General features: G+C 65.9%; 16 protein-coding genes and 1 pseudogene. 3 read left to right on the top strand and 14 right to left on the bottom strand.

All coding sequences use genetic code 11. The annotated features are described in order from the left end of the window. Positions 1 to 488 precede the first annotated feature (488 nt). Entirely contained in the window at positions 489 to 1,694 is a 1,206-nt protein-coding gene (locus HNO80_RS16055) for an IS110 family RNA-guided transposase (protein ID WP_502707876.1), read from the top strand. A 194-nt stretch (positions 1,695 to 1,888) separates the two neighbouring features. On the opposite strand, the gene HNO80_RS16050 is transcribed toward HNO80_RS16055, so the two are convergent. Genes HNO80_RS16050 through bioB form a run of 6 tightly spaced genes read right to left on the bottom strand, consistent with a single transcriptional unit; the run spans position 1,889 to position 7,556 of the window. Then, positions 1,889 to 3,100, bottom strand: coding sequence for a cytochrome P450 (locus tag HNO80_RS16050; RefSeq protein ID WP_175323850.1), 1,212 nt, complete (start codon positions 3,098 to 3,100; stop codon positions 1,889 to 1,891). Continuing rightward, positions 3,097 to 3,774, bottom strand: coding sequence for a dethiobiotin synthase (gene bioD, locus HNO80_RS16045; RefSeq protein WP_175323849.1), 678 nt, complete (start codon positions 3,772 to 3,774; stop codon positions 3,097 to 3,099). Before bioD ends, HNO80_RS16050 begins: the two co-directional genes overlap by 4 nt. Continuing rightward, positions 3,771 to 4,928 carry an 8-amino-7-oxononanoate synthase gene (locus HNO80_RS16040; protein WP_175323853.1) on the bottom strand — a complete coding sequence of 386 codons (1,158 nt, stop codon included), beginning with the start codon at positions 4,926 to 4,928 and terminating at the stop codon, positions 3,771 to 3,773. Before HNO80_RS16040 ends, bioD begins: the two co-directional genes overlap by 4 nt. Then, positions 4,925 to 6,298 (bottom strand): adenosylmethionine--8-amino-7-oxononanoate transaminase, encoded by a 1,374-nt coding sequence (locus tag HNO80_RS16035; protein ID WP_175323848.1) that lies wholly within the window; start codon positions 6,296 to 6,298, stop codon positions 4,925 to 4,927. The genes HNO80_RS16040 and HNO80_RS16035 overlap by 4 nt, the downstream gene beginning before the upstream one ends. Further along, a complete protein-coding gene (bsaP, locus tag HNO80_RS18230; RefSeq protein WP_502707875.1) occupies positions 6,295 to 6,534 on the bottom strand; it encodes a biotin synthase auxiliary protein BsaP in 240 nt (79 codons plus the stop codon). Before bsaP ends, HNO80_RS16035 begins: the two co-directional genes overlap by 4 nt. Further along, positions 6,531 to 7,556, bottom strand: coding sequence for a biotin synthase BioB (bioB, locus tag HNO80_RS16030; RefSeq protein WP_175323847.1), 1,026 nt, complete (start codon positions 7,554 to 7,556; stop codon positions 6,531 to 6,533). The genes bsaP and bioB overlap by 4 nt, the downstream gene beginning before the upstream one ends. Before the next feature lie 647 nt (positions 7,557 to 8,203). Here bioB and HNO80_RS16025 point away from each other — a divergent pair. Together HNO80_RS16025 and HNO80_RS16020 are read left to right on the top strand one after the other, a co-directional pair. Continuing rightward, positions 8,204 to 8,527 (top strand): hypothetical protein, encoded by a 324-nt coding sequence (locus HNO80_RS16025; RefSeq protein ID WP_175323846.1) that lies wholly within the window; start codon positions 8,204 to 8,206, stop codon positions 8,525 to 8,527. A gap of 568 nt (positions 8,528 to 9,095) precedes the next feature. Beyond that, positions 9,096 to 10,139 (top strand): annotated as a pseudogene (locus HNO80_RS16020) (IS110 family RNA-guided transposase); the annotation flags it as partial. Between the two features lie 90 nt (positions 10,140 to 10,229). On the opposite strand, the gene HNO80_RS16015 reads toward HNO80_RS16020, so the two are convergent. The 8 genes from HNO80_RS16015 to kdpA form a co-directional block, all read right to left on the bottom strand. Beyond that, a complete protein-coding gene (locus tag HNO80_RS16015; protein WP_175323845.1) occupies positions 10,230 to 10,511 on the bottom strand; it encodes a winged helix-turn-helix transcriptional regulator in 282 nt (93 codons plus the stop codon). After that, the gene (locus HNO80_RS16010) at positions 10,508 to 10,912 is read right to left on the bottom strand and encodes a VOC family protein (RefSeq protein WP_175323844.1); all 405 of its coding nucleotides are present in this window, start codon (positions 10,910 to 10,912) and stop codon (positions 10,508 to 10,510) included. The genes HNO80_RS16015 and HNO80_RS16010 overlap by 4 nt, the downstream gene beginning before the upstream one ends. Before the next feature lie 204 nt (positions 10,913 to 11,116). Continuing rightward, positions 11,117 to 11,761 (bottom strand): YegP family protein, encoded by a 645-nt coding sequence (locus tag HNO80_RS16005; RefSeq protein WP_175323843.1) that lies wholly within the window; start codon positions 11,759 to 11,761, stop codon positions 11,117 to 11,119. A gap of 558 nt (positions 11,762 to 12,319) precedes the next feature. Continuing rightward, positions 12,320 to 12,994 (bottom strand): response regulator, encoded by a 675-nt coding sequence (locus tag HNO80_RS16000; RefSeq protein ID WP_175323842.1) that lies wholly within the window; start codon positions 12,992 to 12,994, stop codon positions 12,320 to 12,322. Continuing rightward, positions 12,991 to 15,666, bottom strand: a complete 2,676-nt coding sequence (locus HNO80_RS15995) for a DUF4118 domain-containing protein (RefSeq protein ID WP_175323841.1) — start codon at positions 15,664 to 15,666, stop codon at positions 12,991 to 12,993. Before HNO80_RS15995 ends, HNO80_RS16000 begins: the two co-directional genes overlap by 4 nt. A gap of 33 nt (positions 15,667 to 15,699) precedes the next feature. After that, positions 15,700 to 16,308, bottom strand: a complete 609-nt coding sequence (gene kdpC / locus HNO80_RS15990; RefSeq protein WP_175323840.1) for a potassium-transporting ATPase subunit KdpC — start codon at positions 16,306 to 16,308, stop codon at positions 15,700 to 15,702. A gap of 12 nt (positions 16,309 to 16,320) precedes the next feature. Continuing rightward, positions 16,321 to 18,462 carry a potassium-transporting ATPase subunit KdpB gene (kdpB, locus tag HNO80_RS15985; RefSeq protein ID WP_175323839.1) on the bottom strand — a complete coding sequence of 714 codons (2,142 nt, stop codon included), beginning with the start codon at positions 18,460 to 18,462 and terminating at the stop codon, positions 16,321 to 16,323. Then, a complete protein-coding gene (kdpA, locus tag HNO80_RS15980; protein ID WP_175323838.1) occupies positions 18,459 to 20,126 on the bottom strand; it encodes a potassium-transporting ATPase subunit KdpA in 1,668 nt (555 codons plus the stop codon). Before kdpA ends, kdpB begins: the two co-directional genes overlap by 4 nt. Between the last annotated feature and the right edge of the window lie 7 nt (positions 20,127 to 20,133).

The raw sequence follows: 20,133 nt of genomic DNA, 5'->3' as shown, positions 1-20,133 counted from the left end.
TTCCGGGTCCGGGGCGTGGCGTAACCGTCTGTCCATATTGGGGCCCATCCTGCCACGGTGACCGGCCCTGAGCCGGGCAGCGGGGGCGTGCCGCGGCGCCCGGGCGAAGTAACTGGTTTCCGCTGCGCTCCGACCAGTTAGCGGGCGTCCGCTGGCGCGGCCGGCTGTTGGGGCCAGGGCTTCCGTCGCAGAGCTCCGGGATCCCTGGCTCTGTTGTTGACGTCTTCGACGTTTTTTGGCTGCTGTCCTTATGTTGTTACCGGGTGAAGTTCCGCGGCCATTGTAGGGTCGTGGCTACCCAGGGGAGGCGGGTATGGCTTTGTTGCTGTGGCCGGACGGTTTCATCCGTGACGGCTCCGAAGGATTGGCCACCCGCCACCCCGCGATGACCCGACCGCTGATTGAGAAACGCGACATGATCGCCGGATAAGGACACGACGGCGCGGTTATCCGCCGGGTTCCACCCAACCGACAGACTGGAGGCTGTTTTGGCGAAATTGTGGGCCGGAATTGATGCCGGCAAAGCCCATCATCACTGCGTTGTGATCGACGCCGCCGGAAACCGGCTGCTCTCCCAACGAGTCCCCAACGACGAACCAGCCCTGCTCGAGCTCATCGCCAACGTCTTGAAACTCGGGGACGGGGACGAGGTCATCTGGGCGACGGATTTGAACCACGGAGGCCCGGCGCTGCTGATCGCCATCCTGGTCGCCCACGGCCAGAACCTCCTCTATATCCCGGGCCGGATCGTGCACCACGCCTCCAAGCTCTACCGCGGCGAGGGCAAAACGGATGCCAAAGACGCTGCCGTGATCGCTGACCAGGCCCGGATGCGCCGGGATCTGCAGCTGCTGCGGGCAGGGGATGAGATCAGTACGGGTTTGCGGATCCTCACTGCCCGCCGGGCGGACAAATCCGCGGACCGGGTCCGGGCGATCAACCGGCTGCAGGCCCAGCTGCTGGAGTACTTCCCGGCCCTGGAGCGTGCCTTTGACTACAGCCGCTCCAAAGCGGCCCTGCTGCTGCTGACCAAACACCGCACCCCGGACGGGATCCGCCGCACCGGGCAAACCAGGCTTCAGGCGTGGCTGAAAAAACACGGCGCCCGCTCGGCCGCGGCGGTCGCGCAGGCCGCCGTAGAGGCGGCGAAGTCCCAGCACACCACCGTTCCGGCCCAGCACATGGGGGAGGGGATCGTCGCCGCCCTCGCACAGGAGATCATCACCCTGAACGAGGAACTCGCCGAGCTCGATGCGCTGATCAGTCAGAAAGTCGCCGAACACCGGCACACCAAGGTCCTGCTCAGCATGCCCGGTTACGGACCCGTCCTCGCCGCGGAGTTCCTGGGTGCCACGGGCGGAGACCTCACGGTCTTTGAAACCGCTGACCGGTTCGCCGGCGTCGCCGGACTCGCCCCCGCACCCCGGGACTCCGGCAGGATCACCGGCAACCACCACCGGCCCCGCGGCTACGACAGACGGCTGCTGCGCGTCTTTTACCTCTCCGGGCTCTCGGCCCTGAAGTCGTGTCCCTCCTCGCGCGGCTATTACGACCGCAAACGTGCGGAAGGGAAGTCGCACATCCAGGCCATGCTGTCGCTTGCACGCCGCCGACTGAATGTCCTCTGGGCCATGCTGCGCGACGGCACCACCTACACCCCGGTCCCCGCGGCGGCAGCCCGCCTGGCTGCTTGAGCTGCCCAGGTCCCGCGACCCCTGGGGGCCGAATCCGGGTGGCTGGCTGGGCGCTAATTCCGCGCGTTGGTCCCGGAATCCGGACCCGGGCTGTTGAGGTGTGCGCACGAAGCTGGTCCCTGGTGTTTGGTTACATCGCTGGCGTAGGACCTCGAATTCCGCCGATTTCGTTCCTCTCAGCAAAGTCAGTGCGGTCAGAGTGGCTGGTCCATCACCGTCACGGCCCGGGGGGCTTGGAATGACAGGAGCCGGATCCAGTCTGGATTCACGTCCCGTAGCTGTATTCGCGAAAGTGCCGCGGCGGTTTCCTGGACAATGATGGCGGCCTCGAGTTCTGCGAGTTTGGCACCGAGGCAGCGGTGGATGCCCGAGCCAAAAACCAGGCCGTATGCGGTCGATGGTCTGTGCAGGGCCTCTTGCGGTCGGGGAGAGGAAGCCTCGGTTTCGGCTGGTACCGTGACGTGGTTGCCGCTCAGTTCGAGAAGGATTTCGGCGCCGGCCGGGATCAACTGGCCACTGAGTTGGGTGTCCTGGGCCGCCACGCGGCGCCAGGTGGGGACTGATGATTCGATGGCGAGAACGTGCCGGACCGCGCTCCTGGAACCTTGTTCGGCTGCGGCGTCCTTCCAGCTGACCGGGTTGGATTCTTCAAGGAGCCGGAAGAGGGTGGTGCTGATCAGCTGGGTGGTTGTTTCCTGTCCTGCGATGAGCAGGAAATAACCGAGTGAACACATTTCGGGGGTGGACAGGCCGTGGTCGGCGAGGGATTTGAAGAGGTTGCGTCCCGGTGCGGTCAGGGATTCTGCGACGAGTTTGCGGAGCCAGTCGTAGAAACCGGCCGCGCTGTGGGCGAGTTCGAGTTGCCGGGCTTCGTCGGGCCAGCCCCAGAACAGCTCCATGGAGTCAAGACCCCAGCGTTTGAGGTCTGCAAGGTCCCGTACGGGCAGCCCGAGGAGTTCGAGCATGACGATTGCCGGGGGAAACGCTGCCACCGTCTGGACGAGGTCCACCTGGCCGGACCTCACGAGCTGGCCCGCGGCGTTCCTTGCCGCTTCCTGTGCCAGTTCCCGGATCCGCGGCTCCATGGCCGCGACCGTGGCGGGCGTGAGAAACCCTGCCACGATCTTACGGATCCCGGCGTGCGTGTCGGTGTCGTTGCTGGCCAGCACGGGAGGCAGTGCAAAGCGCACCTGCTGCAGCACGCGCAGGGCAGGCCCAGTCAGGGGCGTCACCGCGACGAGAGCGTTCGCGGGGCTGAAATCGCCCGGTCGGTGCAGCACGTCGCGGACCATGTCAGGGTCACGGACCACCAGGTACGGGCAGCGCGGCTGCTCAGAGCTCTGCCACTGTCCCGGGCTTTCTGCCAGCGGCTGCACGGGGCCCGTGGTCGTTTGGTTCGGGTTCATGCGGGTAGACCTTTCAGCCATGCAACTGCTTCGGTACGGAAAGCGGCCGGGGACAGTTCGGAGGCGCGCTCAGGAAGGGCCCCAAGAAGGGGCACCGACAGGGACCCGAGCGCCTGTCGGTTGCCGTGGTGTACGACGCCTGGGTTGCCTGGCCAGCTTCCCAGCACCACGCCAAGGACCTGGAGGCCGCGGGTTTGCAGTGCTTCGAGAGTCAGAGCGGTGTGGTTCAGGGTGCCAAGGTCCGGCCGGGCGACGACCACGAATGCCGCTGCCAGGAGTGAGCCGAGGTCGGCCAGGGTGCAGCCGTCGGAATCCAGCTCTACCAGCAGGCCGCCTGCGCCCTCGACCAGGACGTGGTCGTGGGAGGCGGCGAGCTCGCGGACCCTCCCGGCGTGCGCAGCCACCCGGGGCAGGGGTGTTTTATCGATGGCGGCTGCCGCGACGGGCGCCAACGGCTCCCGGAGAACCACCCCCGCTTCTGCTCTCACGTCGCCAGCGAGCCGGATGATTTCGGCTGTGTCGGAATCGCCGACGGCAGCTCCTGACTGGCAGGGCTTGTAGACCGCGACGCTGCGCCCTGTCTGGTGGAGGGCGGCGGCGAGGGCCGCCGTTGTGATGGTCTTGCCGACGCCGGTGTCCGTTCCGGTGATCATGATGATGCCGGGCAGGTTCATGGAAGTTCCTCCAAAATGCTGCGCAGCAGGGCGCAGCTGTCTTCGATTTCCTTAGGTGTAAGGGTGGCCCGGGCGGTGAGTCGCAGCCGGGAAATCCCGTCCGGGACGGACGGGGGGCGGAAGCAGCCGATCCGGACGCCGGCGGTGCGCGCGGCCCCGGCCGCGGCGAGGGCTGATTCGGCCGACGGCATGGGAATGGACTGGACCGCCCCCGCCCCGTGCTCGACCTCAGTGCCGCGGGCTGCAAGGGCCGGGGCGAGTCCGGCGGCCAGGGCTGCAGCGTTGCTTCGGACGGATCCGGCCCGCCAGGGATCGTCCCGGATGATCCGCACCGCGGTGAGGGCTGCGGCCGCGGAGGCGGGCGCGAGCCCGGTGTCGAAGATGAAGCTTCGGGCCCGGTTGACGAGGTGTTCCCGCAGCAGGGCGGATCCCAGGACTGCTCCGCCCTGGCTGCCCAGGGCCTTGGACAGCGTCGCGGTCACGATCACGTTCGGATGCCCGGCAAGGGAGGTCCCGGCCACCGAGCCGCGGCCCTGAAAGTCACCGGTGCCGGTGACTCCGAGGCTGTGTGCCTCGTCGATGAGCAGCACGGCGTCGTATTCCATGGCCAGGGCCAGCAGGTCAGCGAGGGGGGCTTCGTCGCCGAGGACGCTGTAGAGGGATTCGACGGCGATGAGTGCGCGCGGCTCCGGCCGGTCGGTAAGCAGCTGGCGGGCGTCTTCAACGCTGTTGTGGGTGAACGATTCGGTGCGGGAGCGGCTGAGTCGGAATCCGTCGATCATCGAGGCGTGGCAGTGTTCGTCCGCGACGATCAGGGTCCCGGGGCCGCCGAGCGATGTGATCACACCGATGTTTGCCAGGTAGCCGGAGGAGAAGACCAGCGCTGTCTCCATCCCGGCCAGGCGGGCCAGTTCCTGTTCGAGGTCCAGGTGCAGCCGGGTGGTTCCGGCCACCAGGCGCGAGGACGTCGCGCCCGCGCCCCAGCGTGAGGCCGCGTCGGCGGCAGCGTCGGCGAGACGTGGGTCCGCGGACAGCCCGAGGTAATCGTTGCTGGCCAGGTTGATGAAGTGTTCGTCCGCGTTGCGGGGGAGCGGGCGCCGGACCAGACCACGGCGTTCGCGGACGGAGGCTTGCCGCTCGAGCCACTGCGTCATCGAGGCGGACATGCTGCCCCTCCGGAACGCGCCGAGGCGCGTTCGTGGACGTCGGCGACGGCCGCTGTCATCCCTGCGGTGATCTGTTCGATGTCCGCCGCGGTGCTGATGTACGGGGGCATGGCGTAGACGAGGTTCCGGAACGGCCGTACCCAGACCCCGTGCCGGATGGCCGCGGCCGTGACCGCCGTGACATCGACGGGCTCGTGGAGCTCAATGACGCCGACGGCGCCGAGGGTGCGGACATCCGCCACGGCCTCAAGTCCCCCGGCGGGGGCGAGCCCGGACGCCAGGCCCGCGCCGATCCGGGCGACGTCGGCCTGCCAGCCGCCGTCGTCGATGATGCTCAGGCTGGCGTTGGCTACCGCACACGCCAGCGGGTTGCCCATGAAGGTCGGGCCGTGCAGCAGCGCGCCGGCTGGCCCGTTGGACACGGCGGCGGCGACGTCTGCGGTGCAGAGCATCGCGGCGAGGGTCAGGTACCCGCCGGTCAGGGCCTTGCCCACGCACATGATGTCCGGGACCACACCGGCATGGTCGGCGGCGAACAGCTCGCCGGTGCGGCCGAAGCCGGTGGCGATCTCATCGAAGATGAGCAGCAGCCCGTGCCGGTCCGCCACCTGCCGCAACGCGGTGAGGCAGTCGGCCGGGTAGGGGTACATGCCCCCTGCGCCCTGGAGGACCGGCTCGACGATGATCGCGGCCAGCTCCCCGGCATGCGCAGCCGCGGTGCCCTGGAGTTCGGCTGCCCACGCCTGCACCGTTTCCGGGGTTGCGGACGCCGCGGCCGGGGGACGCGGAGCAAACACGTTGCCGGCCAGCAGACCGGGGAAAGCGGCGTGCATCCCGTCCACGGGGTCACAAACCCCCATTGCCGCAGAGGTGTCACCGTGATATCCGCCGCGGATGCTCAGGAACCGCTGCCGCCGGGGGTGGCCGGACGCGGTCTGGAATTGCACCGCCAGTTTCAGTGCAACCTCCACCGATACCGAACCCGAGTCCGCGAGGAACACCCGGTCCAACCGTGACCGTCCTGGTGCGGAAGGGGCCATATCCACCAGCCGCTCGGCTAGTTCCACCGCGGGGGCATGGGTGAGTCCGCCGAACATCACATGGCTGAAATCATCGAGTTGCCGCTTCGCGGCCGCGTCCAGTACAGGGTGGCGGTAGCCATGGATCGCCGACCACCACGAGGACATGGCATCAACGACCTCGTGGCGTGTGCCGTCTTCGCTGCGGAGCCGCAACCGCACACCGTCGGCCGCCTCGACCTCCCACAACGGGAGGCTGGGGGACGCGGTGGCGTACGGGTGCCACAGGCGTGCGCGGTCCCGCTGGATCAGGCTCACCGGAGCCGACACCTGTGTCATCGGATGAGCACCCCGTGGCGGGAACATTCTGCGCTCCAGCCGGTCGGCGTAACCTGGACCTTCATCCGTCTCCTGCAGTTGGCGCAGTAGCGTGGCGGTTCCAGCGTCAGTAGTTCAACACAGCGCTGGTGCTCGTCCGACGCGGGGAGGCCCCCGCCGTCGGGCCCCCCGCAGTGTCCGCAGAATGGGCCGTTGCCCGGGCCGGTGGGGCCCCCGGCGGGCGGGACGGTGTTCATAGTGATTTCTGGAATTCCTTGATGGGCATGTTCAGCTCGACCAGCAGGTTCAGGTCCGCGTCGGCGGGCCGGCCCAGGGTGGTCAGGTAGTTCCCGACGATGACGGCGTTGATGCCGCCGAGCAGACCATCCCTGGTTCCGAGGTCACCGAGGGTCAGTTCGCGGCCGCCGGCGTAGCGGAGCACGGTCCGGGGCATGGCCAGCCGGAACGCAGCAATGGCTCGGAGGGCGTCTTTGCCGTCCATGATCCCCTGGTTTTCCAAGGGAGTTCCGGGGCGGGGGTTCAGGAAGTTCAGCGGGACCTCGTGGGGTTCCAGCGCGGCGAGCTGGGCAGCAAGTTCGGCACGCTGCTCCAGGGATTCGCCCATGCCGATCAGGGCGCCGCAGCAGAGCTCCATGCCGGCGGCCTTGACCATGTTGCAGGTCTCGAGACGCTCCTCGTAGCTGTGGGTGGTGACCACCTCGGAAAAGTAGCTGCGGGCTGTTTCCAGGTTGTGGTTGTAGCGGTGCACTCCCCAGGCAGCGAGCTGGTCCACCTGGTGCTGGGTGAGCATCCCAAGAGAGCAAGCGATGTTGATCTCCACGGCTTCGTTAATCCGGTCGATCGCGAACTTGATCTGGTTCATCAGTTTGATGTCCGGTCCGCGGACTGCTGCCACGATGCAGAACTCCGTGGCGCCAGTGGCAGCGGTTTCCTTAGCTGCCTTGACCAGCTCCGGGATGTCCAGCCAGACGCCCCGCACGGGGGAATCGAAGAGCCCGGACTGGCTGCAGAAGTGGCAGTCCTCCGGGCACCCGCCGGTCTTGATAGAGATGATGCCCTCGACCTCGACGTCCTCACCGCAGTGCCTGAGCCGGACCTCGTGGGCCAGCTGCAGAGCCGCCGGAAGGGCTTCATCGGGCAGGCGGAGCACCTCCAGCAGTTGGCCCTGCGTGAGTCCGCGTCCGTCCTCGAGGACCTGCTGGCGGGCGGTTTCGAGAATCCCGTACCGGGTAGGTGCCGGATCTGCCTGAATCGTCATTGATCGTCCTTTGCGCTGCCTGGTTGCTGGTATGCCGTAGAACTGAGGCTAGTTTCCCGATGAGGGCAGGATTTTGTTGGGTATCTACAAGCGGGTGGTTGAGGCTTTGGCCCAGCCCTCACTGACACGTGACCCGCAGCCCCGGTCCCTGGTCCCCGCGCCGAAAGACTTCAGGCTGCGTGAATCGCTCGACTCCAACCCCCTGCGGAGACATCGGACGCTGGGCGGCGGCGGGGAGGAAAAGATCCTCTCTGCGCTCGGACAGCACAAGCATTTTTTCTTTTTTGCCGCTGTCCGTTGGATCCTACGTGCCCGCTCCACCGCCGCAACCGTCCTGCGGACGGCCGCGCAACGGCTGTCTTGGGTTCGGCGCTGCGCTTATTTCCTCACCCAATCCATCCGCTGCTTGCCCTGCGGGTTGCCCCGGCTCCGTTGGGCACAGCTACGCGATGCTCCGCCAGCAGGCAAAAAACATGGTGGGGGAGAGGGAAACCGGCACTTCCAGCGCCCGCCCCGCCCGAGCGAAACGGAGCATCACCTCATGAGTATCCAAATCATGACCAGCACGGCCGCAGCCGATAGCGCGGAACCGGTGACCCGTCCCGGCCCTTCCCGCCGACGACCGGGCAGGAGACGGGTACGACTGGATGGACACCCTCGAGGGCACCGCGTGGTCGGTGCTGCCGAACTGGGCCAGCGAAGGCTGGGACGCCGGAGCGTGGCCCTACATCATCTTCGCCGTCGCCCGCACGCGGGACCGGAACGGGGAACTGTTCGGCTACGGAACCTACGTCGAGGGCGACACCTCCGCCTACTGGTTCCGGTCCCAAGACGCCTGCTTCGAAGCGGTCACCGCCGAGGTGTTCTTCCACTGGGCCTCCGGACAGTCCGACGGACCCGACAACCTGCCCGCCACAGCCGCCGAACTGTCGGAGCCGGACCGGAAACCCTACCCCGGCTGGAGGGATTAAAACCTCTTGCTGGCGTCCCGGCCACCAACGGCCGGGACGCCAGCAAGACACGCCAACACCCGTTGACAACATCATTGAGATTCCTTCGGATTCTAGGCGTCCGCTCCACCCCGTCTAGCCCCTCCTTCGTCGGGGCCTGCGGTGCAGGAAATGTCCCTCCGGCGCTCCTGCGTCGCTGATTTCCTCCGGGAATTTCCTCCCCCTTGCCCTGCGGGTAGACAGGGCTCCGTCGGCCGCCGAGCAAGCGAGCTTGCCAGCAACCAAAAAACAACTGTGAGTCTTTACGTGGCTGGTCTGGGACTAGCTGGCAGTGTTGATGCCGGTCGTTCTGCTTGGTGCGTGACTCGAAAAAACAATTGCCCCTCGAGGGTGCGTTTCCCCCGATTTGTCCACGCTGGGTGGAGCGGCCGGCGCTGACCTGTCCCACGTCGGTGGCTTGATTAGAAGCTTGCCCAGCCTCTGAGGTTGTGGCTCATCACAGTTTTGCCTCGAAGTGACTCTTCCCAGGTCCGGCGCCGGTCGCACTGCGACCTGTCTTGTCCGTTCGAAAGGAAGGAGCGTGGCCGCGTTGACTATCGTTGCGCAGACCCGCCCGTTCGTCATCGGCGTGGACTGTCACGCCCGCACACACACTTACGCCATCATCGAGGCCGGTACCAAGCGACAGGTCGCATGCGAGCAGTTCCCAACCACCTCCGCAGGGATTTCACGCGCACTTGCCTGGGTAGGCCGACGAACAGACGGCGATATGGGGTGTCTATGGGCTGTTGAGGGTGTCGGCTCCTATGGGGCCCGTCTGGCCAGGGCGATAGCCGACGCCGGTTACGACGTCGCCGAAGCTCCACGCATGAACGCCCGAGGCCGTCGGGGGCTGGGCAAATCGGACCCGTTGGACGCCACCGCCATCGGAGCCGCTGTCCTTGGCTTGGAGGAGTCCCAACTCCGGGTTCCGCGACGGGACGAAGGAACCCGTGCCGGACTCAGGATCTTGAGTGCAGCCCGGGATCAGCTGACGCGGGAACGAACGATGTATGTAAATGCACTCATCGCCCTCCTTCGGGCACATGATCTTGGAATCGACGCCCGTAAATCTCTGGTTCCCGCCCAGATCGCCGCGATCACCAGATGGCGGGAACGGCAGGAGCAGATCGAACTATCGATCGCGCGCGAGGAAGCGGTTCGGTTGGCGCGCCGCGTTCTCGAAGTGACCGCTCAGCTGGCCGCTAATCAGAAGCGCATGACTGAGCTAATCCAGCAAAGTCCCGCCGCCCCGCTATTGGAGATGGTGGGCGCTGGGGCCGTTTCAGTCGCTGCCGTCCTGACGGCTTGGTCGCATCCAGGAAGGGTTCGCAGCGAAGCTGCCTTCGCCTCACTGGCAGGGGTGAATCCGTTGCCGGCCTCAAGTGGTAACACGGTCCGGCACAGACTCAACAGGGGTGGTGATAGGCGCCTCAATCGTGCCTTGCACACCATCACCATGACCCGGATGGTTCACCACCCTGGAACGCGGGAGTACGTCGCCAAACGCACCCAGGAAGGCCGTAGCTACCGCGAAATCCGAAGATCCCTCAAGCGCTACCTTGCCCGAACCCTCTACCGTCAGCTCAACACCCTTTACGCCTCTATGGATGCAGCCCGCCCACGTGTTCCAGGGGCAGAGCTCAGCCAACTCGTCGGAGCGCGTCGCGATTCCGCGCCACGCCTAGGCCTCATCGCTGCCCCAGCGTCCTAGCGCGATGATCGCCTCACGCAAGGCAAGCCCGCGATCGGTCAGCGCATAGGCCCGGGTGTTGTGCCGGAGGGGCAGACGGGACAGTACCCCGGCCGCTTCGAGCTCGCGCAGGCGGGTCGCGAGAATGTTCGTCGGCACTCCGAGGTCGCGGTGCAGATCGCCGTAGCGCTGCGGCCCGTCGAGCAGCCGCTCCACGATGAGCAGGGCCCACCGTGTTCCGACGATATCGAGGGCCGCGGCGAGGTCGCTCACTCGGTCGGATCGGCGTCCGGTTTCATCCAAAACGGCGAGTAGTGGTAGCCGTCAGGGTCGTCGAACTGGCGCTGGTACATGAAGGGGTAGTCGTCGATATCACCGATCCGCCCGCCGGCGGCACCGGCGCGCTCGACGAGCTCGTCAACCGCCTGACGGCTGCCGAGGTCGAACGAGACCGTGACCTTCGAGGGCGTATCGGGCCCGCCGACCAGCTCCTCGGCGCCGCCGACGCTCGCGTACATCTCGCGGCTGCCGAGCATGACGTACTGCTCGGGCGCGATCGCGAAGCATGACACGTTGTGATCGGACATTTCTGGGTTGAGGGTCCAGCCCAGGGAGGTGTAGAAGGCGGTCGCGCGCTCGACGTTCTCGACCGGGCAGGTGATGAAGAGGCTCATGTGCCTCATACTTGCAAAATGCAAGTGTGACGTCAAGATCTCGGCCGCGCGGTCCGCAACTTGCAGGCGTGTAGGAGCACGTTCAGAGGTACGGGCGAGTATTAGGGACCAGACCGTGCGTTGGGCATTGGTGCAGAGATTTGTCGCGCTCCCACGGGCCAGCTAGAAATTGTCTCGAAACCCTAGGGATTCGAGGCATCTGGGTTATGAGACACTTCGCGAAGAAGATCCCGAGTGCCCGTAAGAGAATTGGCGGATGCTATCGATTGTCGCAACACTCGACCTGTCTGCAAGCGTGAGGGTTTCGAAAACATCCGAGAGGAGCTGGCTCAGGCATTCCGGGTAGGAGCGCTTGAGTCGGTGCTCGTCCAAGTGGACCTCCAAGGCTCCCAGCCAAGCCTGGCGGAGCCAATATAGCTCCACTGGCCCGTGTGCAGGCCCCAGGACCGGGCAACGGTCAGGGCCCGGAGCCAGCCGGTACCCATTGCCTTCACGATCCATGACGTAGGGGAAATCGTCGAGAAGAGCGAACGCGTCGATGAGGTCCTGGGCCGACCGGTGGTATGCAAATTTCCCGTCGGCGTCGACTGAAATGAAGTCTCTTGCGCATTGAGACGGTGCCTGCACGCCGGGACATGCCCGTACGGTTGTTTGCGGGGCAGGAGCTATCGGGCAGAGATCATTGATCAGGCCCATGCCTGCGCATTCTCGCATGGAGCTAATGCCGGCCACAGCTGCGTGCTTGTTGGGGAAGACCCTGGAAACGGCCAGCGCTGTTCCGTCGGATGCTTTGAGTATGAACCGGAAGTACATGTCCTCGTCGGCGAAGAGCTCAATAGTTCCGTTCATTGCGGTCCTTCCGGATGTGGGGACGTCGAGCGTCCGTCATTTCTGCTTGGTCCATTCGTGCGTGCTGTCGTACTGGGCTCGTACCCAAATATTTGTCAGTTCTTGCCTAACGACCCCGGTCCACGGCAGCTGCCTTGTCCCTTGCATCCATGGGACACCCAAAAATCCCCTGAGTTGGCTGTCTTAACAGACTCCATACGCAAGGGGCACCGAAATTTACACTTTCTTCACACCGGTCCGCGGCACCCGGAGGAAAAGGCTGTCCACCTGCGCTACCTCCTTCTGGGCCGCTGCGACGCATCTCCAGTCGCCCGCGAATTCTTTTGGAAGCAAAGCCCGGCCCGGCCCGCAGAGCCCGCACCCAAGTAGGCTGATCGGACCAGGGCGATGGGCTGGGGACAATGACGGCGGCGGTGGCTGCGGCCGTCGGCAGTTGGCCGGTAAGGAGCTGAGTCGGACTTGCTGCCCAGGTCTTTGGCGGGCTTCCGTGGGCCGTCGTGACTCCTGCTGTTCCCGGCGGCCGCTTACCCCGGACCGGGTTATTTCCGCCGTCCCTGCTCAGGGCTGGAAGCGATAGCCGAGACCGGCCACGGTGAGGAGGTAGCGCGGGTTTGCGGTGTCTGGTTCTAGTTTTCGCCGGAGCTGGGCCATATACACGCGGAGGTAGTTGGCATCCTTGGCGTAGGCCGGTCCCCAGACTTCGGACAGGATTTGCTGCTGGGTGAGGAGTTTTTCGGGGTTGCGTACGAGCAGTTCCAGGACGCTCCACTCCGTAGGCGTCAGCCGGACCTCGTTGCGGTCCCTGACGACGCGGTGTTTGGCTAAGTCCACTGTGAAATCCTGCGTGACGACGACGGGTTCCTGTTCGGGGTCCGTGGTCCGGCGCAGAAGGGCACGCAGTCGTGCCAGGAGTTCGTCCGGGCCGAAGGGTTTGGTGATGTAGTCGTCGGCCCCGGCGTCCAGAGCTTCGACTTTGTCATCGGAGCTGTGGCGGGCCGAGAGGACCAGGATTGGTACCCGGCTTGCGGTGCGGAGTTCCCGGATGACGGTCGTTCCGTCCATGTCGGGCAGGCCCAGGTCCAGGATGATGACGGCGAAGGGTTGCTGGGACGCGGCGAGGAGCGCGGTGTGGCCATCGGCCGCGGTGGTGACGTCGTAGCCGTGAGCTTGCAATGTGATTTTGAGGACTTTGAGCAGGTCAGGGGCGTCATCGACCACAAGTACGGCAGTCATGGTGCGCCCGGGGCGGGCGGTGTGAGCGGCCGCGCATGGATCCGTCCGGTCAGGAAAGATTGCGGTTCCAGGGGCGACTGACGGACGTGTCCTTCTGGCGCGGTGCCGGTCGAGAGGGGAAGCCGGATTACCATGGTCAGTCCCCCTCCGGGGGTCTGTTCTGCTGTCAGGGTCCCGCCCATGGTCTCCGTGAAGCCTTTCGCCACGGCCAGTCCGAGTCCGACGCCCGTGGTCTGTGGAATGTCGTCCAGTCTCTGGAAGGGCCGGAACATTTCGACGACACGTTCTGCCGGGACGCCGTGGCCGTGATCGATGATCCGCAGTTCTCCGGCGGGGTGGCCTCCCAGTGTGGTGGAACTAAACCCGCCGGCGGCACCGACGATGACGATGTCCGAATCGGGCGCGTACTTCACGGCGTTTTCGACGATGTTTGCAATCACACGCTCCAGCATGCCGGGGTCGGCGTCAATCTCCGGCATATTGGGGGGCAGGTCGACCCGGACCTTTCCTGCGGGGACACCGTGGAGCGCGGCCGGGATCACCTCGTGCCAGCGCACCGGCCTGAGCAGGGGATTGACTGAATCCGAAGTGATCCGGGACATGTCCAGCAGATTGCCGACCAGCAGATCCAGCCGGTCCGAACATTCATCGATGGTTTCCAGCAGTTCCCTTTCCTGCTCCGGGGTGTAGCGGTTTCCTTCCTGGAGGAGGCCGCCGACGGCTAGCTTGATTCCGGCCAGGGGTGTGCGGAGGTCGTGGGAGACTGCCCGGAGGATGGACGCGCGCATGGTGTTGCTTTCGGCCAGGCGCATCATATCCCGTCTGCTTGCCACCAGCTGCTGGCGTTCGAGCTGCGCGGCCAGATGGACACCGAAGGCCCCCAGCAGGCGCCGGTCGCTCGCGGGCAGAATGCGTCCGAACAGCACAAGGCGGGTGGAGGGGTCGATTTCTTCGACGTTGTCGCCTTCCGCGCGTTCGACCTGATCGACCCGGGAAGCAGCTGGCTTCTCACCCGCGGCGGCCAGCAGCCGCCACTGTCGGCCACTGGCTCCCGTTCCTGCGCCGGCATCACTGTCACCGAGGTTGAACAAGGCGGCCCCGCGGACCCGGAAGACGTCCAGGGCCTGCTCCAGCAGCCCCTCTATAGGGTCTTCCGAGCCGACCGCGCCGCGGGTGAGATCCCCCAGGGTCGTGGCTTCCGCGCGGGCACGAGCGGCCTCCTTCGACCGGCGGGCTGACAAATCGACGACGACGGCCACGGCTGCCGAAACACCCACAAACACCAACAGGGCGAGGACATTTTGCGGATCGTTGATCGTTAGGTTGCCCACCGGAGGGGTGGAGAAGTAGTTCACCAGCAGGCTGCTCCAGAGCGCGGCGAGGATCGCCGGCCAGAGCCCTCCAATCAGTGCGACGGCGACGGACCCGCTGAGCTGGACGAGCACTGCTGTGGCCACGTTGGGATCGGGGTTCAGTGCCAGCAGCAGCTGTAGCAGTATCGGCAGGACAAGGGCGAGTCCAAAACCGATCACCACCCTGACCCGGCCCAAGTCGCGTTGCCGGGACGGCCGGGTGCCGTGGCCGCCGAGCGGGTGGGAGACCATGTGGACGTCGATGTCGCCGGAATCGCGGACCACCCGCGTGCCGACACCTCCGCCGAGCAGGTTTCCCAGCAGCGCCGAGATCTTCTTGCGCCGGGAGATGCCGACGACGATCTGGGTGGCGTTGACGCTGCGGGCGAAGTCCAGCAAGGCTGCGGCCGGATCCTCGCCCGTCACAATGTGGTAGCTGCCGCCCAGGTCCTGGATCAGGCGTCGTTGGGTCTCGAGCGCCTGGGGGGATTCGCCGGCCACACCGTCCGAGGCCCGGACGTGGACCGCCAGGAGGTCACCGCCATTGACGCGGTTGAGGATCCTGGCACCCCGGCGAATCAGGACATCCCCTTCGGGTCCGCCGGTCAGCGCGACCACGATGCGTTCCCGGGCGGGCCATGTGACATCGATACCCTGATCGGCCCGGTACCTGGCCAGGCCTTCATCGACCCGGTCCGCGAGCCACAGCAGCGCGAGCTCGCGCAGTGCGGCGAGATTGCCCAGCCGGAAATAGTTCGACAGGGCGGCGTCGACCTTTTCCGGGGCATAAATCTTGCCGTCGCCGAGGCGCTGGCGGAGCAGCTCGGGGGAAATGTCGACCAGATCGATCTGGTCGGCCCGGCGGACGACCTCATCCGGCACCGTCTCGGCCTGATGGACCTCGGTGATCGCGCTGACGACGTCCCCAAGCGACGCGAGATGCTGAATGTTGACGGTGGAGAGGACGTTAATGCCGGCGGCCAGGAGTTCCTCGACATCTTCCCAACGCTTGGCGTGGCGGCTCCCCGGAATGTTGGAATGGGCGTACTCGTCCACGACCGCCGTCCCCGGGGCACGGTCAAGGACGGCGTCGAGGTCCATTTCCTCAAATTCGGTGCCCCGGTACGGCAGCCGCCGTGGCGGAATGACTTCGAGCCCTTCGAGCAGCGCCCGCGTCTCGCTGCGTCCATGATCAAGGGCAAACGCGACGACAACATCCTCGCCGCGCTTGCCCAGCCGGTGCGCCTCTTCGAGCATCTCGTAGGTCTTACCGACCCCGGGCGCGGCCCCCAGGAAAATACGCAGCGTTCCACGTGCCATGCCGTCAGTCTCTCACTTGAATTGTGCCAGCTATTACGGCTGCGCTGCGGCGGCCACGGCGAGGTTCAGGGCCGTCACGTTGACGGACGGCTGACCCAGGAACGCCAGCAACCCGCTGCTGGTGTGCCGGTCCACAAGCAACGACACGGCTTCTGCGCCCAGGCCATGCGCCGCGGCCACCCGGGCCACCTGCAGTCTGGCGTACTCCGGGGAGATGTGCGGGTCCAGTCCGGAACCGCTGGCCGTGACGGCGTCCGCCGGAACCTCGGACTCGCTGACGCCTTCCGCGGCAGAGACGGCGGACCGGTTGGCCTCAACTGCCTCCAGGAGCTTGGGATCGTTGGGGCCGAGGTTGCTGGCCGAGGACGCCGCCGGATCCCAGCTCACGGCCGAGGGCCGGGCATGGAACCAGCGCGGATCCTGGACGCCGTTGTCGTCGGCGGCGGCCTGGGCGATCAGGGCGGACGCGGCAGGGGCGCCGGCATCGTCCCGGATGATCGAGCCATTGGCCTGGTAGGGGGCGATGAGCTGTCCGACGCCGAAGACGGCGAGCGGATAGGCCACGCCCAGGACCAGGGTGGCAAAGACAAGGAAGCGCAGGGCGGTTCCTGCCTGGCGGAAATAGCCGCTGAGAGTGTTCATAAGGGCGTGCTCCTAGCCGATTCCGGGAATGAGGGAAATGATCAGATCGATGATCTTGATGCCGATGAAGGGGGCGATCAGCCCGCCCAGCCCGTAGACCAAGAGGTTCCGGCTAAGGGCCTGGTTCGCAGAGACGGCACGGTATTTCACGCCGCGCAGTGCCAGCGGGACCAGGGCGATGATGATCAGGGCGTTGAAGATCACTGCAGAAAGGATTGCCGATGACGGGGTCGAGAGTCCCATGATGTTCAGCAGACCGAGCCCCGGGAACGCCGCGGTGAAGAGTGCCGGGACGATCGCGAAGTACTTGGCAACGTCGTTCGCTACCGAGAAGGTCGTCAGTGCGCCGCGGGTGATGAGCAGTTGCTTCCCGATGCCGACGATGTTGATGAGCTTGGTCGGATCAGAGTCAAGGTCCACCATGTTGGCGGCTTCCTTGGCAGCCGGGGTGCCGGAGTTCATCGCGACTCCGACGTCTGCCGCGGCCAGGGCAGGGGCGTCGTTGGTTCCGTCCCCGGTCATAGCCACGAGCCGCCCTTGGGCCTGTTCCTTCTTGATGACCGCCAGCTTGTCCTCCGGGGTGGCCTCCGCCAGGAAATCATCGACTCCGGCCTCGGCGGCGATGGCCTTGGCAGTGATGGGGTTGTCACCGGTGATCATCACGGTTCGGATGCCCATCTTCCGCAGTTCGGCGAAGCGGGCGCTCATCCCGGGTTTGACGACATCGGCGAGGTGGATGGCTCCGAGGACCCTGGCCTCGCCGTCTTTGTCTATACGGGCCACCAGCAGTGGTGTGCCGCCCTGCCCGGCGATTTCCTGCACTATCCGGTCCATCTCCGCGGGGGTGTGGCCGCCGTGCTCGGCGACGAAGGCGGATACCGCGGAGGCGGCGCCCTTGCGGATCTGCGTTCCGTCAAGGTCCAGCCCGCTCATGCGTGTGCTGGCGCTGAATTCGATGACGGCAAAATCGCCGGTGACATTCTGCAGCCCGGCAAGATCGTGTCCGGTGACGCCCTTGTCCGCAGCAAGATCGGCGATGGAGCGTCCTTCCGGGGTTTCATCGGCCAGGCTGGAGAGCCGTGCCGCCTCGGCGAGGGTGCTGTGGCTGACGCCGTCGGCAGGCAGGAAGTTGACGGCGCGGCGGTTGCCGTAGGTGATGGTGCCTGTCTTGTCCAGCAGGAGGGTGGTGATGTCCCCGGCGGTCTCCACGGCGCGGCCGGACGTGGCGAGGACATTGTGCTGGACCAGGCGGTCCATACCCGCAATACCGATTGCCGGCACCAGCGCCCCGATGGTGGTGGGGATCAGGCAGACCAGCAGGGCCACCAGCACGATCGGGGACGGTGTGGCACCGGCCAGGGCCGCGAACGGTGCCAGGGACATGGTCACGACGAGGAAGATGATGGTCAGGGACACCAGCAGCACGTGCAGTGCGATTTCGTTGGGGGTCTTCTGGCGGACCGCGCCCTCGACCAGCTTGATCATCCGGTCGATGAACGTCTCACCGGGTTCGGCGGTGATGCGGACAACGATCCGGTCCGAGAGAACCCGGGTGCCGCCGGTGACCGAGGACCGGTCACCGCCGGATTCGCGGATCACCGGGGCGGATTCGCCGGTGATGGTCGATTCGTCGACGCTGGCGAGGCCTTCGATGATTTCACCATCCGAGGGGATCACGTCCCCGGCCTCACAGACGACCACGTCATTGAGCCGCAGCTCCGTGCCGGGTACGTCCTTGGTAGTGCCATCGGGTTGCCGGAGCCGGGCCTTGACCCCTTGACGGCTGGCGCGCAGGCTGTCGGCCTGGGCTTTGCCTCGACCCTCGGCGATTGACTCGGACAGGGTTCCGAACAGGACGGTGAGCCAGAGCCATATGGTAATGGCGATGCTGAATACCGAGGGCCGGACCAGACAGATCCCCGTACAGAGTACGGCTCCCACCAGCACGGTGAACATGACCGGTGAATGGATCATCTGGCGCGGGGATAGCTTCCGGACCGCGAGCGGCAGGGCGGCCGCGACGGACGCGAGCGTCAGTTTCGCCGGGGCCTTGGTGTGGTGTTTGTGTTCGCCGGGGGTGCCGAGGGGGTTGCCGTCGGCGAAGGTGGTGGCGGCGGCGGTGTCCGTGGCTGGTGCCGTGCTGGACCGGGTCATTTGAGGAGTCCTTCTGCGAGGGGGCCCAGGGCAAGGGCCGGGAAATAGCTCAGGGCGGTCAGGATCACGGTCACGCCGAGAAGCAGCGAACCGAAGAGCGCGCCATGGGTGGGAACGGTGCCGGCCGATGCGGGCACCTTGCCCTGCCTGGCCAGGGATCCGGCCAGGGCGAGGACCAGGACGATCGGTAGGAACCGGCCCAGTAGCATGGCCAGGCCTATCATGACGGACAGGAAGGGCCCGGAGCTGGTGATGCCGCCGAACGCGGAGCCGTTGTTATTGGCGCCCGAGGTGAAGGCATACAGCACCTCGCCAAACTGGTGCGGTCCCGTGGAGGGCGCGTTGGCCATGATCTCCGGCAGCAGCACGGTGATGCCGGCCAGCGCGAGCACCAGCGTCGGGGTGACGAGGATGTACATGGCGGCGAGCTTCATTTGGGTGGGGCCGATTTTCTTGCCGAGATATTCCGGGGTGCGCCCGACCATGAGACCTGCGATGAAGACGGAGATGATGGACAGGATCAGCATGCCGTAGAGACCGGAGCCGGTTCCGCCGGGGGCTACTTCGCCGAGCATCATGTTGACCATCGCAACGCCGCCGGCCAGCGGCGGCAGGGAATCGTGGGCAACATTGACTGCGCCCGTGGAGGTCAGGGTGGTGGACGCGGCGAAGATGGCGCTCGGAGCCGCACCGAGCCGTTGCTCAAAGCCTTCTCCCAGTCCGCCCGCAGCGGCCGTCGCGTTTCCTTGTCCGGCCGCTACGGCCCAGCCCATGAGGGACATGGAGGTCAGCCAGAGAGTACCCATGACGGCGGCGACCGTGTAGCCCTGTTTCTGGTCCCCGACCATCCGGCCGTATGCGTAGGGAAGGGCCGAGGGAATGAGCAGAATCAGGAACACCTCGAAGAGGCTGATGAAGGCATTCGGGTTCTCGAAGGGGTGGGCGGAGTTGGCGTTGAAGTAGCCGCCGCCGTTGGTACCCAGCTCCTTGATGGCTTCCTGTGAGGCGACCGGTCCGCCGGGGATGGTCTGGCTGATCCCGGCGGCCTGGTTGGTGACGTCGGTGGGCCAGAAGTTCTGCATCACGCCGCCGAGGACCATTACTAGGGCCGCGATGAACGCGAGCGGCAGCAGTACCCGGAAGGACGTGCGGGTCAGATCAGCCCAGAAGTTTCCCAGGCGATCCGTTTTCGTGCGCGCGATGCCGCGGATGAGGGCGACGGCGACGACGATGCCGACGGCGGCGGAGAGGAAGTTCTGTACCGCCAGCAGGGTCATCTGGACGAAGATGCCGATCGTAGTTTCCGGTACGTAGGTCTGCCAGTTGGTGTTGGTGACAAAGGAGATGGCGGTGTTCATGGCAATCCACGGATCCACGCCGGGCAGGGATCCGCTGCCGGGCAGGACGCCCTGCAGCCGCTGGAGGCCGAACACCGCCAGAATGGAAACTGCGGAAAACGCCAGAACGCTGCGCAGGTACACGGACCAGGTCTGGTCCGCGCTGGCGTCGATGCCGGCGAGCCGGTAGAACAGCCGCTCTGGCCGGCTGTGGGTCGTGCCTTCGAAGACGCGGGCCAGGTAGATGCCCAGCGGCTTGTGCAGCGCCGCGAGGACCAGGATCAGTGCCGCCACCTGGATGACAAAGGATGCAGTGTTGAACGTCATTGTCCGC

The sequence above is a fragment of the Arthrobacter sp. C9C5 genome, from assembly GCF_013359735.1.
GTDB lineage: Bacteria > Actinomycetota > Actinomycetes > Actinomycetales > Micrococcaceae > Arthrobacter.
The sequence above is the reverse complement of the archived record's forward strand: the minus strand, read 5'-3'. Positions and strand labels throughout refer to the sequence as shown.

What these genes read in the sequence shown, in the direction of transcription:
- HNO80_RS16050 (WP_175323850.1), bottom strand. Translation starts at nt 3,100, where the DNA reads ATGAACCCGAACCAAACGACCACGGGCCCCGTGCAGCCGCTGGCAGAA.
- bioD (WP_175323849.1), bottom strand. Translation starts at nt 3,774, where the DNA reads ATGAACCTGCCCGGCATCATCATGATCACCGGAACGGACACCGGCGTC.
- HNO80_RS16040 (WP_175323853.1), bottom strand. Translation starts at nt 4,928, where the DNA reads ATGACGCAGTGGCTCGAGCGGCAAGCCTCCGTCCGCGAACGCCGTGGT.
- HNO80_RS16035 (WP_175323848.1), bottom strand. Translation starts at nt 6,298, where the DNA reads ATGACACAGGTGTCGGCTCCGGTGAGCCTGATCCAGCGGGACCGCGCA.
- bsaP (WP_502707875.1), bottom strand. Translation starts at nt 6,534, where the DNA reads ATGAACACCGTCCCGCCCGCCGGGGGCCCCACCGGCCCGGGCAACGGC.
- bioB (WP_175323847.1), bottom strand. Translation starts at nt 7,556, where the DNA reads ATGACGATTCAGGCAGATCCGGCACCTACCCGGTACGGGATTCTCGAA.
- HNO80_RS16025 (WP_175323846.1), top strand. Translation starts at nt 8,204, where the DNA reads ATGGACACCCTCGAGGGCACCGCGTGGTCGGTGCTGCCGAACTGGGCC.
- HNO80_RS16010 (WP_175323844.1), bottom strand. Translation starts at nt 10,912, where the DNA reads ATGAGCCTCTTCATCACCTGCCCGGTCGAGAACGTCGAGCGCGCGACC.
- HNO80_RS16005 (WP_175323843.1), bottom strand. Translation starts at nt 11,761, where the DNA reads ATGAACGGAACTATTGAGCTCTTCGCCGACGAGGACATGTACTTCCGG.
- HNO80_RS16000 (WP_175323842.1), bottom strand. Translation starts at nt 12,994, where the DNA reads ATGACTGCCGTACTTGTGGTCGATGACGCCCCTGACCTGCTCAAAGTC.
- HNO80_RS15995 (WP_175323841.1), bottom strand. Translation starts at nt 15,666, where the DNA reads ATGGCACGTGGAACGCTGCGTATTTTCCTGGGGGCCGCGCCCGGGGTC.
- kdpC (WP_175323840.1), bottom strand. Translation starts at nt 16,308, where the DNA reads ATGAACACTCTCAGCGGCTATTTCCGCCAGGCAGGAACCGCCCTGCGC.
- kdpB (WP_175323839.1), bottom strand. Translation starts at nt 18,462, where the DNA reads ATGACCCGGTCCAGCACGGCACCAGCCACGGACACCGCCGCCGCCACC.
- kdpA (WP_175323838.1), bottom strand. Translation starts at nt 20,126, where the DNA reads ATGACGTTCAACACTGCATCCTTTGTCATCCAGGTGGCGGCACTGATC.